This window comes from Pseudomonas fluorescens, from assembly GCF_012974785.1.
GTDB lineage: Bacteria > Pseudomonadota > Gammaproteobacteria > Pseudomonadales > Pseudomonadaceae > Aquipseudomonas > Aquipseudomonas fluorescens_BT.
Genome location: NZ_CP027561.1, coordinates 2,990,437 through 3,006,315 on the forward strand (window position 1 = coordinate 2,990,437; position 15,879 = coordinate 3,006,315).

Sequence of the window (15,879 nt, forward strand, 5' to 3'; positions counted from 1 at the left end):
GATGCGTCAGTTCGTACGCTGTTGTTCCCTCCAATAATCATTCTGGAGCTTCAGATGTCTGCGCCAAACGATCATGCGGTCTCGTCCAGGGTGTCTCTGGACGAGTTGACTCAACTGCTGGAAATAATCTTCATCCGTCACGGCACCTCGCACGAGGTCGCCAGGACTCTGGCATACAACTGTGCCAACGCCGAGCGGGACGGCGCCCACAGCCATGGCGTTTTCCGGATTCCCGGTTATGTCTCGACCCTCGACAGTGGCTGGGTCGACGGCCAGGCCGTGCCGAAAGTCGAGGATGTGGCTTCAGGGTTTGTCAGCGTCGATGCCGGCAACGGTTTTGCCCAACCCGCCCTGGCGGCGGCACGTCCATTGCTGGTGGAAAAGGCCCGCAGCGCCGGGATCGCGATATTGGCCATTCGCAACTCCCACCACTTTGCCGCGCTGTGGCCGGACGTCGAGCCGTTTGCCGACGAAGGCCTGGTGGCGCTGAGCGTAGTCAACAGCATGACCTGCGTGGTGCCGCACGGCGCCGACCGACCCCTGTTCGGCACCAACCCGATCGCCTTCGCCGCGCCACGGGCCGACGGTGCGCCGATCGTGTTCGACCTGGCCACCAGTGCCATCGCTCACGGCGACGTGCAGATTGCCGCGCGCAAGGGCGAAAAACTGCCGGCGGGCATGGGCGTGGATAGTCTCGGCCAGCCGACCTGCGACCCGAAAGCGATTCTCGAAGGCGGCGCGTTGCTGCCGTTTGGCGGGCACAAGGGCTCGGCGCTGTCGATGATGGTTGAACTGCTCGCCGCTGCGCTGACGGGTGGCAACTTCTCGTTCGAATTCGACTGGAAGAATCATCCCGGGGCCAAGACTCCGTGGACCGGTCAGTTGTTGATCGTGATCGACCCGAGCAAGACTTCCGGGCAGAGCTTTGCCGAACGCAGCCAGGAACTGGTCAGGCAGATGCATGGGGTAGGGCTCAAGCGTTTGCCGGGTGATCGGCGGCATTTGCAGCGGGCCAAATCATTGGCTGAGGGCATCGTGCTGGATGAGCAAACCCTGGCGCAGTTGCGGGAACTGGCGGGCGAGTGACATTTGCCGGACATGAATAAGGCGAGCCGCAGGGCTCGCCTTTTTTTCGTTGCGCTCAGCGGCGGCCGAGCAGCAGACCGACCACCAGACCGAAACCGGCCGAGATGGCGACGGTCTGCCACGGATGGCCACCGATGTAGTTTTCGGTGGCATCCACCGCCGGTTTCGTACGGTCACGCACGCTGGAGACGGAGTCCAGCGCCTGCTGCAGTTTCAGGGCGATTTGTCCGCGCAGGGTTTCCGCTTCCTCGCCGACCAGTGAAGCACTGCTTTTGAGCAGTTTGTCCGACTCTTCGATCAGAGCCTGAAGTTCGCTGAACGCTTGATCCTTGATTTGGTCTTCAGCGGCTTGAACGGCGCTTTTGCGGGCCATTGGGTGACTCCTTGCAGGTGAATGGACAGTGAACAATGGAGTATGGCGCTGTTTGAAAAGTTGCAGCGAATTTCTCCGCGAAGGAAAAACCAGCGCCGGAGATTTCCCTCCAGCGTGTAAGATGTCGCCATTTTCACGCAACAGGTATTTCCCCATGAGTTTCAATCTGGCCGACAAATCCCTCGCAGAGCGCGCTGCGCTGGAAGACGAGAAATCCCGACTGTTCGAACTCTGGCAGAACAATCTGGGCAAAGCCAAGGGCGAAGCCGCGCGGTTGTTCGGCGAGCGCTCCAAGCGCAAGGGCAAATGGGCCGAGTTCGTACGCGCTGAACTGGACGGCATGTCGCCGCCGGAGTTTGCCAACATGGTGCGCAGTGAAGTCAATCGGCTGATGGCGGCCAACAAGTAATCATTCGGTCTTGAAACTGGCAACAATCGCTTCGCGAACCTTCAGCACCACTGGATCGATCTGGGTATTGGTGCGCCAGCCCAGTTCGACCGGATAGCGTGGCAGCGCCAGCGGGCAGGGCAGCAGTGCCAGCCCGCTCAGCGATGCAATGGCCTGCGCCGCATGGGCCGGGATGGTCGCCACGGCCGTACTGCCCCTGAGCAGATGCGGCAACGCCGCAAAGTGCGTGGTCGAGGCGCAGACCCGGCGAGTCAGCCCCAGCGCTGCCAACCCTTCATCGGTGATTCCGATAAAACCACCCGACGACACCAGAATGTGTTCCCGGGCGACAAACTCTTCCAGACCGATCTGCTGCTGGCCGGGCTCAAGGCTCGCCGGGTCCACCAGACACGCGTAACCCCCTTCACCCAGCACCTGACGGCTGAGCAGCCGCTCGGCGAACCCGCCGGCGGTGATCGCCAGGTCGATGCTGCGCTCCATCAGGGCCCGGGCGACGATCTGGCTGTGGGTCTGGCGGAAGATCAGACGCAGCTTCGGCGCGCGGCGGCCGATCTCTTCGATCAGGCGGCGCCCATAAGCAATCTCGAAATCATCCGACAGCCCGACGCTGACCGAGCGCCCGTCGTACTGATTGGCCGCCGGGTCGACCATCGCCAGGCTCTGCCGGCACTTGTTCAGCGCATCGCTGACCACCGGTTTCAACTGATTGGCCTTGAGGGTGGGCGCCAGGCCCCGACCGGTGCGCACGAACAATTGATCGCCGTACACCTCGCGCAATCGCCGTAACGCTGCGCTGACCGCCGACTGGGTCACGCCCAGACGCAACGCCGCACGGCTCGCACTGGATTCTTCATGCAGCGCTTCGAAGACTTTCAGCAGGTTGAGATCGATGTCTGCGATATTCATTTGGTTCATATCATTCAGCAGTGAGTCGGGCTTTATTCATGATCCCGTGGCGCCGGAGAATGAGCAACATCTGAACTTCACGGAGTGACCGCCATGCCAAAATCAATCGTTGCCGCCCTGCAGATCGGCGCCTTGCCCGGTGGCAAGGGTGAAACACTGGAACAGATCCTGAGCTGGGAAGGCGCAATCATAGAATCCGGCGCCGCGCTGGTGGTAATGCCCGAAGCCTTGCTCGGTGGTTACCCGAAGGGCGAGGGCTTTGGCACGCAGCTGGGTTATCGCTTGCCGGAAGGCCGCGAGGCCTACGCCCGTTACTTCGCCAACGCCATCGATGTGCCGGGCGCTGAAACTGAAGCACTGGCCGGGCTGTCGGCGCGTACCGGGGCCAACCTTGTGATCGGCGTTATCGAGCGGGTCGGCAGCACCTTGCATTGCACCGCGCTGTATTTCGACCCGCAGGCAGGCCTGGTGGCCAAACACCGCAAACTCATGCCCACCGGCACCGAACGGCTGATCTGGGGCAAGGGTGACGGTTCGACGCTGCCGGTGCTCGACACTCAGGTCGGCAAGCTCGGCGCAGTGATCTGCTGGGAAAACATGATGCCGCTGCTGCGCACGGCGATGTACGCCAAGGGCATTGAAGTCTGGTGCGCGCCAACCGTGGATGAGCGCGAGATGTGGCAGGTCAGCATGCGCCACATCGCCCATGAAGGGCGCTGCTTCGTGGTCAGCGCCTGTCAGGTGCAGGCCTCGCCGAACGAACTGGGCGTGGAGATCGCCAATTGGCCGGGGAATCGACCGCTGATTGCCGGTGGCAGTGTGATCGTCGGGCCGATGGGCGATGTGCTGGCCGGGCCGTTGCGCGGCGAGGCTGGCTTGCTCACCGCCGAGATCGATACCGATGAACTGGTGCGGGCCCGCTACGACTACGACGTGGTCGGCCACTATGCGCGGCCGGATGTGTTCGAGCTGAGCGTCGACGAGCGGGCCAAGCCAGGCGTGCGTTTCACGGTTTGACGGTTTGTCGGCGCCGCCAATCTTCGCGGGTGATTTCCCAGATTTCCCGTGGGAAGCGACCGCCGACAAAGTCATCCTCGTCCGTGCGAATCAAGCGCATGCCGCTGCGTTCCGATAGCTTTCGCGAGCCAAGGTTCGGGGCGGCTTTCGGTACGCGCATCAACGGTCGATCGAGGGTTTCGAACCAATATCGGGTCACGGCTTCACTGGCTTCGGTCATCAAACCCTGGCCCTGCCAGGCCGGTGCGAGCCAGAACCCGCGATGGTTGTCCGGCTCGTCCATCAGGCTGATGTTGCCGATCAATTGCTCTGGCGCCGATCTGAGGCGAATCGTCCAGTGCCACTCTTTGCCTGCCGCAATAGCCGGCAGCGCAATGTCACGCAGGTAGGTGAGGGCGCCGTCGTCCGGATACGGCCAGGGCACGAAGACGTTCAGATAACGCACCACTTCCCAGTGGGGAAATTGCTGCTGGATGGCCTCGGCATCCGCGAGTTCAAGCGGGCGCAACATCAGCCGTTCGGTGTACAGCGTGGGCGTGTCTTCCATAAACCACGATTTCCATGTTCTGACGGTGGGCCGTGCAGCCTAACGCATCTTTACCAGGTGGCGGCACTGGCCCTGGGCAGACTCAGCTTGCCGGTGTCGACAAAGCGCATCGTGCCAAACAGCCCGCCCGCCAGTTTGCCGCGCAGCACATAGGGCAGGTTGTCGAGGGTTTGCGTCTGGCTCAGGCCCAGGGTCTGGCGCAGCACCGAGAACGCGGAAATGCTCACCGGCACGCTGACGATGGTTTCGGAAAACCGTGGAATCGAGCCGGTCTGATCGCTCACACCCGACGCCAGGGAGTGGCCGTTGACCTCCAGATCCAGCGCGATGCCGTTGTAGTCGATGGGCGTTTCGTTGGGGTTCTGCACGCGCAGCTTGATCGCGAAGCGCACTTCCAGATCCTGGCTCGGCAGCGGTTCGAGGCCGACCACGTTGATGTTCACCGGGTCGCGGTTGGGAAACAGCGCACAGGCGCTGAGTGAGAGCAGAAGCAGGGACAGGATGACGGCTTGGATACGACGCATTGATGCTCTCTCATTGAAAAAGGGCTGAACCGTTGCCGGTATCAGCCCTTTTTTCATCGAGCGGACAGGATCAGCGGTTCAACTGTGCGACAGCGGCCGGCGCGACGGGTTCAGCTTTGGCCGGCAGGTCGGGGTTTTCCATGACCTGAAGGATAGAGGCTTCCGGGTCGAAGTCATCTTCTTCCAGTTCGATGAACTCTTCCGGCAGGAAGATATTCAGCACGATCGCGCACAGTGCGCCCACGGTGATCGGCGATTCGAAAATATTGCGCAACGCCTGCGGCAGTTCGCGCAGCACTTCCGGCACGGCAGCGATGCCCAGGCCCATGCCGACGGAAATCGCCACGATCAGCATGTTGCGCCGATGCAGGCCGGCCTCGGCGAGGATCTTGATCCCGGCCACGGCCACGGTGCCGAACATCACCAGCTCAGCGCCGCCAAGTACCGGCTTCGGCATCAGTTGCAGCACCGCGCCAATCATCGGAAACAGACCCAGCAGCACCAGCAGGCCGGCAATGAAGAAGGCCACGTAACGGCTGGCCACGCCGGTGAGCTGAATCACCCCGTTGTTCTGGGCGAAGGTCACCATCGGCATGCTGTTGAACACGGCCGCCATCGCGGAGTTGAGGCCATCGGCGAGCAGTCCGGACTTGATCCGGCGAATGTACAGCGGGCCTTTCACCGGTTGCCGGGAAATCATCGAGTTGGCAGTCAGGTCACCGGCCGCTTCCAGCGGCGACACCAGGAAAATCACTGCCACCGGCACGAACGCCACCCAGTCGAAGTTGAAACCGTACTTGAACGGCACCGGTACGCTGACCACCGGTACTTCGGGGAGGTTGGCGAAGTCCACGGTGCCCATCAGCCACGCCACCACGTAGCCGAGGGTCAGGCCGATGACGATCGCGCCCAGGCGCAGGAACGGCACGTCGACCCGGTTCAACACCACGATGGTGCCCAGCACCAGCGCCGCCAGGAACACATGGCTGGCCGCGCCCAGATCCGCCGCGCCGAAGCCGCCGGCAATGTCGGTCATCGCCACCTTGATCAGCGACAGGCCCATCAACGTGATGATGGTGCCGGTCACCACCGGGGTGATCAGCATGCGCAACTTGCCGATGAACTGACTCAGCACCACTTCGATGAACGCGGCGAAGAAGCACACGCCGAAGATCGTCGACAGGATTTCATCGGTGCCGCCGCCCCGTGCCTTGACCATGAAACCGGCGCTGAGAATCACGCTGATAAAGGAAAAACTGGTGCCTTGCAGGCACAGCAGCCCCGAACCGACCGGGCCGAAGCGCTTGGCCTGAACGAAGGTGCCGAGGCCCGAGACGAACAGCGCCATGCTGATCAGGTACGGGATTTCGCTTTGCAGGCCGAGGGCGCCGCCCATGATCAGGGTCGGGGTGATGATGCCGACGAAGCTGGCCAGCACGTGCTGCAGCGCGGCAAACACCGTTGCGGTGAAGTGCGGACGGTCGTTGAGGCCGTAGATGAGATCGTTGTTGCGCGGGGCTTTTTCAGAGGCGGTCATGGTGGGTTTGCGTGCCGCAATGCGGGGCCGGGTCGGAAAATGGGTGCGCAGGATGCCGCAAGCGAGGGGCGAGGGCAACGCATTAAAACTGCCCAAAAGGTCAGGTTCGACCAAAGGCTGAGAGCAGATCTTCTTCAAAAGCCCTTTGTGCATCTCCCGGCACCTGCGCCCGATGCCGGGCCAGATGGAACGCCACGTCAAAACTCAATTCCCCTTCGCGCACCGGCCGCAGCAGACCCTTGTCCTGCCACTGGCGGGCGTAATGGTCGGGCAGGTAGCCGAGGTGTTTGCCGGACAGAATGAAGGCAAGGGTGCCTTCGACCTGTTCCGAACGTGCCGAGCAGACCTTGCCCTGGAACGGCTCGTCACTGCGCAGAAACCTGTAGGGGTGATCGACCCGGTCGCACGCCTTTAACGCCGCGTCGTCGGGCGCATCGTCGTTAAACAGTGGATGCCCGGGCGCGCAATAAAGATGCTGGGTTTCGCGGAACAGCTCGCGGTAGTCGAACGCGTTCTGCACCTGGGAGAAGTAACCGATGGCCAGGTCCAGCCGCTGTTGCAGCAGCAGGCGCTCCATTTCGCCGGGCATGGCGCTGATCAGCTCGATGCGCACCGATTCGTCCCGCTCGCGAAACCGCCGGATCGCATCCGCCACCCGTTGCAGCACCGATTGATCGACCGCTTCCGACAGGCCCAGGCGTACTTCGCCGATCAGGCGTCCGGCCACGCCATTGGATTGATGACGAAAAGTCTCGATCGAATCGAACAGGCCTCGCGCAGCGATCAGCAGTTGTTCGCCTTTGGGCGTCAGGCTGAAGCCGCCCTTGCCCCGGTTGCACACCCGGTAGCCGAGGCGGGTTTCCAGCTTGGCCATTTGCTGGCTGATGCTCGACTGGCTCAGCCCCAGTTCACCCTGCGCCGCGCTGAAGCCATTGGCTTCGACCACGCCGAGAAACAGCCGTAAAAGCTGAAGATCGACATCATGGAGCTGACCGAGCATCACATTACTCCGGGATAAAGTCAGGTTAACAAACTTGATATTTCTCGAATGTATCCGACGGCGCATCCTGCAACCACTTCCTTCGGTCAGGTGTTCGTCATGGCTCCCGTCTTCAAGCTGTGTTTGCCCGCTTTGTTGCTTTCCGTCTCCATCGCCGCCCAGGCCGAAGAGAAGACGCTCAATCTCTACAGCTGGGCCGATTACGTGGCACCGGAAACCTTGCAGCGCTTCGAAAAGGAAACCGGCATTCACGTGCGCTACGACACCTTCGATACGTCCGAGGTGCTGGAAACCAAACTGCTCACCGGCGGCAGCGGTTATGACGTGGTGGTGCCTTCGTCCAGCGTGTTGGCCCGAGGTCTGGCCGCTGGAGCGCTCAAGGAAATTCCCCACGAAGGGCTCAAGGGTTACGCCAATCTCGATCCCGATCTGCTGGAAAAACTGGCGGCGGTCGATCCCGGCAACCGCTACGGCGTGCCGTACACCTGGGGCACCCTCGGCCTGGGCATGAACGTCGAGGCAGTCAAACAGCGGCTGCCGGATGTGCCGCTCAACAGTCTCGATCTGCTGTTCAAGCCTGAATACGCCAGCAAACTCAAGGATTGCGGGATCGCCATTCTCGACTCGCCGCAGGAAGTGATCGGCCTCGCGCTGCACTATCTCGGTAAAGATCCCTACAGCACCGACAAGAACGATCTGGCCGCCGCCGAAGCCTTGTTGCAGCAGTTGCAGCCCTCGGTGCTCTACGTCGCCACGGGCCGGCAGATCAATGATCTGGCCAACGGCAGCGTCTGCCTGGCGCTGACCTACAACGGCGATGCGAGCATGGCCGCCGATCAGGCACGCAAGGCCAACAAGCCGTTTGAAGTGGCTTACCGGATTCCCAAGGAAGGCACGCTGGTATGGCAGGACAACCTCGCCATCCCCAAAGACGCGCCGCATCCGGAAGCCGCACGCGCCTTCATCGAGTTCATGTTGCGCCCCGAATCCGTGGCGGCCCTGACCAATACGCTGTTCTTTGCCACCGCCAACCAGGCCGCCACGCCGCTGGTGGATGAAGCGGTGCGCAACGATCCGGACATTTTCCCGAAACCCGAAGTGCGCGAGCGTCTGTACGCCGACCACAGCATGAGCCTCAAGGACATGCGCCAGCGCACACGCCTGTGGACCACTTTCCGTAGCCGCCAATAGCCTTCCCTAACAACAGGAGCACACCGATGGACGTGCCAACGCAAAACGATCAGGCCCTGACCCGTAACAGCCTTTTCGGCACTGCTGCCGAAAGCACCTACGCCGGGATCACCAGTTTCATGCGCCGGCGCTACAGCCGCGACTTGCGCGGCGTGGACGTGGCGGTCAGCGGCGTGCCGTTCGACACCGCCACCAGCAACCGTCCAGGCGCCCGTTTCGGGCCTCGCGGGATTCGTGCTGCATCCACCGGGATTGCCTGGGAACGGCACTGGCCGTGGGCGTTCGACCCGTTCGATCATCTGGCGGTGATCGACTACGGAGACTGCGACTTCGATTACGGCTCGCCGCACACCATCCCCGAAAGCATCGAGGCCCACGCCGAGCACATCCTCAGCTCCGGCAGCGCGATGCTGACATTCGGCGGCGATCACTTCATCAGCTATCCGCTGCTCAAGGCTCACGCCCGCAAGCACGGCACATTGTCGCTGATCCACTTCGATGCCCACAGCGACACCTGGCCGGACGAGGGCGGCAAGCGGGTCGATCACGGCACCATGTTCTGGCACGCGGCGCGGGAAGGGCTGGTGGATCCGGCGCGTTCGGTGCAGATCGGTTTGCGCACCACCAATGACGATCACCAGGGCTTTCAGGTGCTGGACGCGCGGCAGGTGCATCGCCGCGGCTGCGAAGCGATTGTCGAGGCCATTCGGGCGCGGGTCGGGGACAACCCGGTGTACCTGACGTTTGACATCGATTGTCTGGATCCGGCCTTTGCTCCGGGCACGGGGACGCCGGTCTGCGGCGGGTTGAGCACGGTGCAGGCGCTGGAAATCCTTGGCGGATTGCGCGGGATCCATCTGGTGGGCATGGACGTGGTGGAAGTGGCGCCGGCCTATGACCATGCGGACGTGACGTCGCTGGCGGCGGCGACCCTGGCCATGGAGATGCTGTGCCTGTACGCGGCCAGGCACAAAGTCGACGCGTGATCAGCTCTGAGCCTGGTGAAAGCTCCTGACAATTTCTGACACCAGGCTCTGCTAAGCTCCGGCAAATTTCTGCCCGGAGCCTCACACCGTGTCGCGCACCACTCGTCTGTTGACCCTGCTGCAAGTGCTGCGTGGCAAGAAGCGCCCGGTGACCGCGGCGACGCTGGCCTGCGAGCTGGAAATCTCCGAACGCACCCTCTATCGCGACATCGCCGAACTGACCGCACTCGGTGCGCCGATCCATGGCGAGGCGGGCATCGGTTACGTGTTGCGCAGCGGTCTGTTTCTGCCGCCGCTGATGCTCAACGCCGATGAGACCGAAGCCATTGTGCTGGGCCTGCGTTATGTCGATCAGCGTGGCGACGAGGTCCTGAGCAAAGCCGCTGCCGACGCGTTGGCGAAAATTGCGGCGGTGCTGGACCCGCAGGCCCAGGAAGCGCTGCGCAATCCGACGGTGATGCCCGGGCCGCCGGGTTACGGGTTCCCGCAGAACGCGGTGCCGTTGAATGTGTTCCGTCAGGCGATCCGCGATCAGGCCAAGCTGCACATCGATTATGCCGACGCACAACAGGTGCCGAGCCAGCGCTTGATCTGGCCCCTGGCGCTGGGGTTTCTCAACGAGGTGCGGATTATCGTGGCGTGGTGCGAGTTGCGCAGCGCGTATCGCACCTTCAGAACCGACCGGATCTCCGCCGCCAGTCTGCAGGGCGAGCGTTATCCGGGACGTCGCAGTGACCTGCTGCGCACCTGGCAGCGGCAGATGCAACTGGACGAAAGCGGGCGTTTCACTCCTGACAAAAACTGACGCAGGGCTGTTCTAGGATGGCGACAGAATCGAAAACAAGGAGTTGCACTCATGTTCCATCCCACCTCGATACTCGCTCCGGCCATCGTTGAGTACATCAACGCCGCCAATGCTCGGGATACGTCCCGGGTCGGCAGTTTTTTTGCCGAGGATGCCCACGTGTTCGATGAAGGTCATCATCAGGTCGGCCCGCAGGCCATCGCGCAGTGGATGCAAGATACTGCGCAGCGCTATCAGCCGCGGGTCGAAGTGCTCGGCGTTCAGCAGCGCACCGGCAAGGTGCTGGTGCAAGGGCTGATTTCCGGGACGTTTCCCGGCAGCCCGCTGGAACTGCGCTACACCTTCCGCCTCAACGAGCAGGGCAAAATCGCACGGCTGGATATTTCCGTGTAGCCATCGTGGCATACTGCCGCGCATGACTTTCGACTCCCCTTTAAGCGCCTGGCAACATGCCGTCGAGCACAAGGGCTTCATCCAGGATGAAGCCCAGGAGCACGCGGTCTGGGCGTTGCAAAAATGCCATGAAGCCCTGCACGCCGGTGCCCGTTCGGTCACCGGCGTTTACCTGTGGGGCCCGGTCGGGCGCGGCAAGACCTGGCTGATGGACCAGTTCCATCAAAGCCTGCGGGTGCCGGCCCGGCGGCAGCACTTTCATCACTTCATGGGCTGGGTCCATCAGCGCTCGTTTCAACTGACCGGCATCGCCGACCCGTTGCGGGCTCTGGCTCGGGAACTGGCGGCTGAAGTGCGGGTGTTGTGTTTTGATGAGCTGTTCGTCAATGACATCGGTGACGCGATCATTCTCGGGCGCCTGTTCCAGGTGATGTTCGACGAAGGCGTGGTGGTGGTCTGCACCTCCAATCTGCCGCCGGATCAACTGTATGCCGACGGCTTCAACCGCGACCGCTTCCTGCCGGCGATCACCGCAATCAAGCAGCATATGCAGGTGGTCGCGGTGAACGGCGCCGAGGATCATCGTTTGCATCCGGGCGCCATCGAGCAACGTTATTGGGTGGCGGCGCCGGAGCAGGATTGCGCGCTGGCCGGGGTGTTCGACGCGCTGGCGGCCGGGCAGAGCGCCAGCTCGGAACCGGTTCCGGTCGGCTACCGTGCCTTGAATGTGGTGAAGGCCAGCGAGTCGGTGTTGTGGTGCCGTTATGCCGATCTGTGCGAGCAACCGTTCGCGGCCATGGACTTCATCGCGCTGTGCGACACCTACCGGGCTATTCTGTTGAGCGAGGTGCCGAACCTGAGCGCACAAAAGCGCGAAGGGCGGATTGCCCGTGGCACCGAGGACGGCGCCGAGCGGGTGGTGGCCGGCGACCGCGAGTTGCCGCAACTGTCGGTGCACGATGACGGCGTACGGCGTTTCATTGCCCTGGTCGACGAGTGCTACGACCGCAAGGTGCCGCTGTACATCGAGGCCGATGTGCCGATGGACGCGCTGTACACCGAGGGCTACCTGGAATTCCCGTTCCGCCGGACCCTCAGCCGTTTGCAGGAGATGCAGCTGCAACGCTTTGCCGACACTTGATGCACGGAGGGCGCGACATGACTCAGCCACTGTCCCACCATTTGCTGACCATGGCCTATCAGAATGCCTGGGCCAACCATCGACTGGCCAAGGCCTGGAGCCAGCTCGACGACGCGCAGCTGGCAGCGCCACGGGTGAGTTTCTTCCCGAGCATCCGCCTGACCCTCAACCACATCCTTACCTGCGACTGGTTCTACGTCGATGCACTGGAGCGCGAGTTGCGGGGTGATGAGCCGCATCCCGATTGCTACGTGTTCTTCAATGCGCACGAGCCTTTCACCGAGGCGCAGGCCTTGCGCCGCGAACAGGGCCATGTCGACCGCCGCTTGATCGCCTACTGCGAGCAACTGCGCGATGCCGATCTGGGGCGCATCGTCACCATCGCTCGTGAAACGCCGCAACACGACAGTCGTCTGCGGATGATCTCGCACCTGTTCGAACATCAGATCCACCATCGTGGTCAGGTCCACGCCATGCTCAGCGGCACACCGGTGAAACCGCCGCAACTGGACGAATTTTTCTGTGCTGGCGAGTCCGGTCTGCGGGCCGAGGATTTCGCCGAACTGGGCTGGACCGAAGCACTCATCTGGGGCCACTGAAAACGTCGGGTTGTGGCCGGGCCTGCCTCGCGCTAAGGTCGCCGAGCCTATCAGTGCGTATCAAACGCACCGGGGCCCCGTGCGATCGAGGATGGAAATGGATTCCGCAGAGATTCTTGTACTTCAAGCCAGTTACACCAACCCGCTGCATGCCGAGGCCATCGGTGTGGTGCTCAATCATTACGCCGAAGACCCGATGGGCGGGGGCCATCCCATTGCCCCTGAACTGTTGCAGCAATTGCCCGCAGAACTGGCCAAACGGCCCCACGCATTCAGCGTCCTGGCCTTTGTCGGTGGAGAACCGGCCGGGCTGGTGAACTGCTTCGAGGGCTTTTCGACCTTCGCCTGCAAACCGCTGGTCAACGTCCACGACGTGTCGGTGGTGACAAAGTTTCGTGGTCTGGGACTGAGCCAGAAAATGCTGCGCAAGGTCGAGGAAATCGCCCGGCAGCGCGGCTGCTGCAAAATCACCCTGGAGGTGCTCGAAGGTAACGCCGTCGCTCAGGGCTCCTACACCAAATTCGGCTTTGCGCCGGGCATGTTTGACCCGAGTCACGGGCGCATGCTGTTCTGGATCAAGGAATTGCAGGCATAAAAAAGGCGCCCTGAAGGGCGCCCAACTGTCATCTGCGAAGCCAGAACGCAGCCGTCGCAGGTCCATCGGTAAACTCTTGTCTCACGGACGGTAATGTTCGGTGACCTGTGCGGTCTGGTCGTCCGGGACCCGAAGTTCGCTGGTTTTGGTGTCAGCCTGCTGGCTTTGGGCGGTGTGGACCGGGAAGTTTTCCCAGTGATACCGCATCCGCTCGGCACCGCCTTCGGCGAAAGCGCTGGCGGATGCAAGTGTGATCAGACCGGCCAGGAGTGCAGTCGTGGTTTTCATGGTTGTCTCCTACGGAAAAATGTCGGAGCCGTTCGTCCATGAATCAGTGCCTCGGGGCGCACTCTCAGCCACGGGTATTAACCTGGGGTTAACGCGCGTTTCGTGCAGGTTTTACTGATTGTTTCCGAGGTGTGGCAGACGAATGCTGCACGCGCCGATGGCGCGCGCAGGTCGCAGGGAAGGGCTTCAAAGTTTCCAGTCGAGGCTCAGCGTTACGGTGCGCGGATCACCCCAGTAAACGCCGTTGTAGAAGCCGACGTTGTCGTAATACTTCTTGTCGAACAGGTTGTCGACGTTCAGCGATGCCGACAAGTGTTTGTCGAATTCATAGCGCGACATCAGCTTGACCACGGTGTACGCCCCCTGACTGATCCGCGCTCGCTCGGTGATGATCCGGCCATCGGTGCCACGGCCGACCGGTCGGTTCGAACTGCCATAGACATCGCTCTGCCAGTTCACCGCGCCGCCCACGGTCAGGGCGTGCCAGTCGCCCGGCAGGCGATAGGCCGTGGACAGACGCAGCATGTTCAGCGGCTGGTTGGTATTGGCGCGATTTTTTTCGCCGTTGACCGCGTGGGTGTAGGTGTAGCCGGCGGTCATGTTCCAGCCATCGAGGACCTCGCCCGAGACTTCGGCTTCGAAACCGTTGACCTTGTTGCCCTTGCCGCCGGACTTGTAGAACTCTTCGCCCGTCACCGGATCCGGCGCGACCGAGTCGTCCAGCTCGGCGACATTGTCCTGCTTGCTCCAGAACACGGCGGTGGCCAGGTTCAGGCGCTCGTCGAGCAGACTGCCCTTGAGGCCCACTTCATAATTGCTGCCGACCACCGGCTCGATGAACTTGCGGTTGGCGTCGCGGTATTCCTGCGGGTTGAAGATGTCGGTGTAGCTGACATACACGGTGTATTCGGGCGTCAGGTCGTAGAGCAGACCCGCGTAGGGCGTCCACATGTCGTTGTGTTGCTGACGGCTGGCGTCGATACCGCTCACTTGCAGGTGGTCATCGAACGCGGTGGAGGAGGTCGAGGATTTCCAGCTGCCGTAGCGGCTGCCCAGTACCGCATGCAGGTCATCGGTGAAGCTCAGGCGCGTGGCCAGGTAACCGGCCTTCTGCCGGGTGCTTGAAGTGGAACCGGTCAGGCCGGTGACAGTGTCCGGAAATTTGGCGATATCACCCATGTATTTCCAGTCGCGAATCTGCCCGTAACCTGGCGGCACCACGCCTGCGATCGTGTAAGGATTGCGTTCACTGCGATCGGCTTCGCCGTAACCGAACATCAACTCGTGTTCGCGACCGAGCAAGGTATAGGGTCCCGAGACATTGAAGTCATACGTCTTCATTTTCTGCGTGCCGATCATGTGTGACGTATAGGCCGTCATCCCGCTGCGGTCGTGCGCAGGGAACCCCGCGCCGCCGTAGTAGACCTTGCCGTCGGTATCGCTCTGGCGATGGGTGTAGGCCGCTTTCAGATGCCAGCCACCGGCCAGTGCCTGATCGAGAGTGGCGAAGGCCGTCTTGTCCTTGATCGGCCAGGAACTCCAGGACGTCGCCATGTTGGTCGAACGACCCAGGCCGGCCCTGCTGCCGTCGGCGTTCCAGTAGGGCACCGTGCCCCAGGAGCTGCCTTGCACCTGCTTGTCCTGATAGTCATAACCGACTGCCAGTACCGTCGACTCCGTCAGGTCGGCTTCGAGAATGCCGTAGCCGACTTCCCGTTGCAGGGCATATTTGTCGCGAAACGACTGGCTGTCGCGATAAGCCAGCACGCTGCGCCCGCGCAGACGGCCGTCGAAGGCAAGCGGCCCGCCCACATCCACGTAGCTGTAGTAATCGTCGTAACTGCCGCCGCTGACCCCGGCCAGCGCCTGCAATTGCGCGGTGGGGCGCTTGCGCACCATGTTGATCGTCGCCGAAGGATCACCGGCACCGGTGGTCAGGCCGGTGGCGCCGCGAACCACTTCGATCCGGTCGTAGATAATCGTGTCGGCGTCGGACTTCATCCGGCTGAAGGTGTTGAGCATCCCGTCGATCTGGAAGTTGTTGATCGGGTAGCCGCGTGCCGAATAGCTGACCCGGTCCGAGTCGTTGTGCTGGACCACCACGCCGGTGGTCTGGCTCATGGCCTCGGATAACGTGCCGAGCTTGAAATCGTCCATCTGCTGACGGGTGACCACGGACACCGATTGCGGGGTTTCCTTGATCGACAGGTTCAATCGCGTCGCCGTGTTCATGGCGCCAGTGGTGTAGGACGCAGTGTCTTCGGTGGTGCTGCCGAGACTTTCGGCGGTGACGCTGGTGGAGGCCAGTTCCAGTGCCGAGGCGGCGCTCTGCGGCTGTTTTTCAGCCTCGGTTTCAGCCAGCAGGTCGGGGCTCAGTGCTGCGCTGCACAGGCCCAGGGTGAGGGTCATGGAACGGGTGATGGGCGCGAACATCGCAGCCGACTCCTTGTCTTCGGGGGAAAATTTCCTTTGGTTCAAAGAC

At 62.2% G+C, this 15,879-nt stretch carries 18 protein-coding genes; 10 read left to right on the forward strand and 8 right to left on the reverse strand.

What is annotated here, in order from left to right; all coding sequences use genetic code 11:
* The first annotated feature begins 54 nt into the window (after positions 1-54).
* On the forward strand, positions 55-1,086 hold the full coding sequence (locus tag C6Y56_RS13380; RefSeq protein ID WP_169430278.1) for an Ldh family oxidoreductase: 1,032 nt from the start codon (positions 55-57) through the stop codon (positions 1,084-1,086).
* A gap of 55 nt (positions 1,087-1,141) precedes the next feature.
* Here the strand turns inward: C6Y56_RS13380 and C6Y56_RS13385 are convergent, their stop codons facing one another.
* Positions 1,142-1,459, reverse strand: a complete 318-nt coding sequence (locus C6Y56_RS13385; protein WP_096820293.1) for a DUF883 family protein — start codon at positions 1,457-1,459, stop codon at positions 1,142-1,144.
* A gap of 154 nt (positions 1,460-1,613) precedes the next feature.
* Here C6Y56_RS13385 and C6Y56_RS13390 point away from each other — a divergent pair, with 154 nt between their 5' ends.
* On the forward strand, positions 1,614-1,868 hold the full coding sequence (locus C6Y56_RS13390) for a hypothetical protein (protein WP_007957535.1): 255 nt from the start codon (positions 1,614-1,616) through the stop codon (positions 1,866-1,868).
* On the opposite strand, the gene C6Y56_RS13395 is transcribed toward C6Y56_RS13390, so the two are convergent.
* Positions 1,869-2,783: a LysR family transcriptional regulator gene (locus tag C6Y56_RS13395; protein WP_169430279.1), complete on the reverse strand. Its 915-nt coding sequence runs from the start codon at positions 2,781-2,783 to the stop codon at positions 1,869-1,871.
* A gap of 84 nt (positions 2,784-2,867) precedes the next feature.
* Between C6Y56_RS13395 and C6Y56_RS13400 the strand changes: the two genes are divergently transcribed.
* On the forward strand, positions 2,868-3,791 hold the full coding sequence (locus C6Y56_RS13400) for a carbon-nitrogen hydrolase family protein (protein WP_169430280.1): 924 nt from the start codon (positions 2,868-2,870) through the stop codon (positions 3,789-3,791).
* On the opposite strand, the gene C6Y56_RS13405 is transcribed toward C6Y56_RS13400, so the two are convergent.
* The 4 genes from C6Y56_RS13405 to C6Y56_RS13420 all read right to left on the reverse strand — a co-directional run bounded on the left by C6Y56_RS13405 (position 3,781) and on the right by C6Y56_RS13420 (position 7,399).
* Entirely contained in the window at positions 3,781-4,338 is a 558-nt protein-coding gene (locus C6Y56_RS13405; RefSeq protein ID WP_169430281.1) for a GNAT family N-acetyltransferase, read from the reverse strand. The two genes, C6Y56_RS13400 and C6Y56_RS13405, sit on opposite strands and share 11 nt — an antisense overlap.
* Positions 4,339-4,388: 50 nt before the next feature.
* Positions 4,389-4,862, reverse strand: a complete 474-nt coding sequence (locus C6Y56_RS13410; protein WP_169430282.1) for an LEA type 2 family protein — start codon at positions 4,860-4,862, stop codon at positions 4,389-4,391.
* 70 nt (positions 4,863-4,932) lie between these two features.
* Positions 4,933-6,399 carry a nucleobase:cation symporter-2 family protein gene (locus tag C6Y56_RS13415; protein WP_169430283.1) on the reverse strand — a complete coding sequence of 489 codons (1,467 nt, stop codon included), beginning with the start codon at positions 6,397-6,399 and terminating at the stop codon, positions 4,933-4,935.
* A 100-nt stretch (positions 6,400-6,499) separates the two neighbouring features.
* Complete coding sequence (locus tag C6Y56_RS13420; protein WP_169430284.1) at positions 6,500-7,399, reverse strand: LysR family transcriptional regulator; 900 nt, start codon at positions 7,397-7,399, stop codon at positions 6,500-6,502.
* 99 nt (positions 7,400-7,498) lie between these two features.
* Here C6Y56_RS13420 and C6Y56_RS13425 point away from each other — a divergent pair, with 99 nt between their 5' ends.
* The 7 genes from C6Y56_RS13425 to C6Y56_RS13455 all read left to right on the forward strand — a co-directional run bounded on the left by C6Y56_RS13425 (position 7,499) and on the right by C6Y56_RS13455 (position 13,109).
* Positions 7,499-8,590, forward strand: coding sequence for a polyamine ABC transporter substrate-binding protein (locus tag C6Y56_RS13425; protein WP_169430285.1), 1,092 nt, complete (start codon positions 7,499-7,501; stop codon positions 8,588-8,590).
* A gap of 26 nt (positions 8,591-8,616) precedes the next feature.
* Positions 8,617-9,576 (forward strand): agmatinase, encoded by a 960-nt coding sequence (gene speB / locus C6Y56_RS13430; protein WP_169430286.1) that lies wholly within the window; start codon positions 8,617-8,619, stop codon positions 9,574-9,576.
* An 88-nt stretch (positions 9,577-9,664) separates the two neighbouring features.
* Positions 9,665-10,381 carry a helix-turn-helix transcriptional regulator gene (locus C6Y56_RS13435; protein WP_169430287.1) on the forward strand — a complete coding sequence of 239 codons (717 nt, stop codon included), beginning with the start codon at positions 9,665-9,667 and terminating at the stop codon, positions 10,379-10,381.
* A 51-nt stretch (positions 10,382-10,432) separates the two neighbouring features.
* Positions 10,433-10,774, forward strand: a complete 342-nt coding sequence (locus C6Y56_RS13440) for a nuclear transport factor 2 family protein (protein WP_169430288.1) — start codon at positions 10,433-10,435, stop codon at positions 10,772-10,774.
* Between the two features lie 22 nt (positions 10,775-10,796).
* Positions 10,797-11,915: a cell division protein ZapE gene (gene zapE / locus C6Y56_RS13445; protein ID WP_169430289.1), complete on the forward strand. Its 1,119-nt coding sequence runs from the start codon at positions 10,797-10,799 to the stop codon at positions 11,913-11,915.
* A gap of 17 nt (positions 11,916-11,932) precedes the next feature.
* Positions 11,933-12,514, forward strand: a complete 582-nt coding sequence (locus C6Y56_RS13450) for a DinB family protein (protein WP_169430290.1) — start codon at positions 11,933-11,935, stop codon at positions 12,512-12,514.
* A gap of 97 nt (positions 12,515-12,611) precedes the next feature.
* Complete coding sequence (locus C6Y56_RS13455) at positions 12,612-13,109, forward strand: GNAT family N-acetyltransferase (RefSeq protein ID WP_169430291.1); 498 nt, start codon at positions 12,612-12,614, stop codon at positions 13,107-13,109.
* Between the two features lie 81 nt (positions 13,110-13,190).
* Here C6Y56_RS13455 and C6Y56_RS13460 read toward each other — a convergent pair whose 3' ends face one another.
* Together C6Y56_RS13460 and C6Y56_RS13465 are read right to left on the reverse strand one after the other, a co-directional pair.
* Positions 13,191-13,397: a hypothetical protein gene (locus tag C6Y56_RS13460; protein ID WP_169430292.1), complete on the reverse strand. Its 207-nt coding sequence runs from the start codon at positions 13,395-13,397 to the stop codon at positions 13,191-13,193.
* 186 nt (positions 13,398-13,583) lie between these two features.
* Entirely contained in the window at positions 13,584-15,830 is a 2,247-nt protein-coding gene (locus C6Y56_RS13465) for a TonB-dependent siderophore receptor (RefSeq protein WP_169430293.1), read from the reverse strand.
* Between the last annotated feature and the right edge of the window lie 49 nt (positions 15,831-15,879).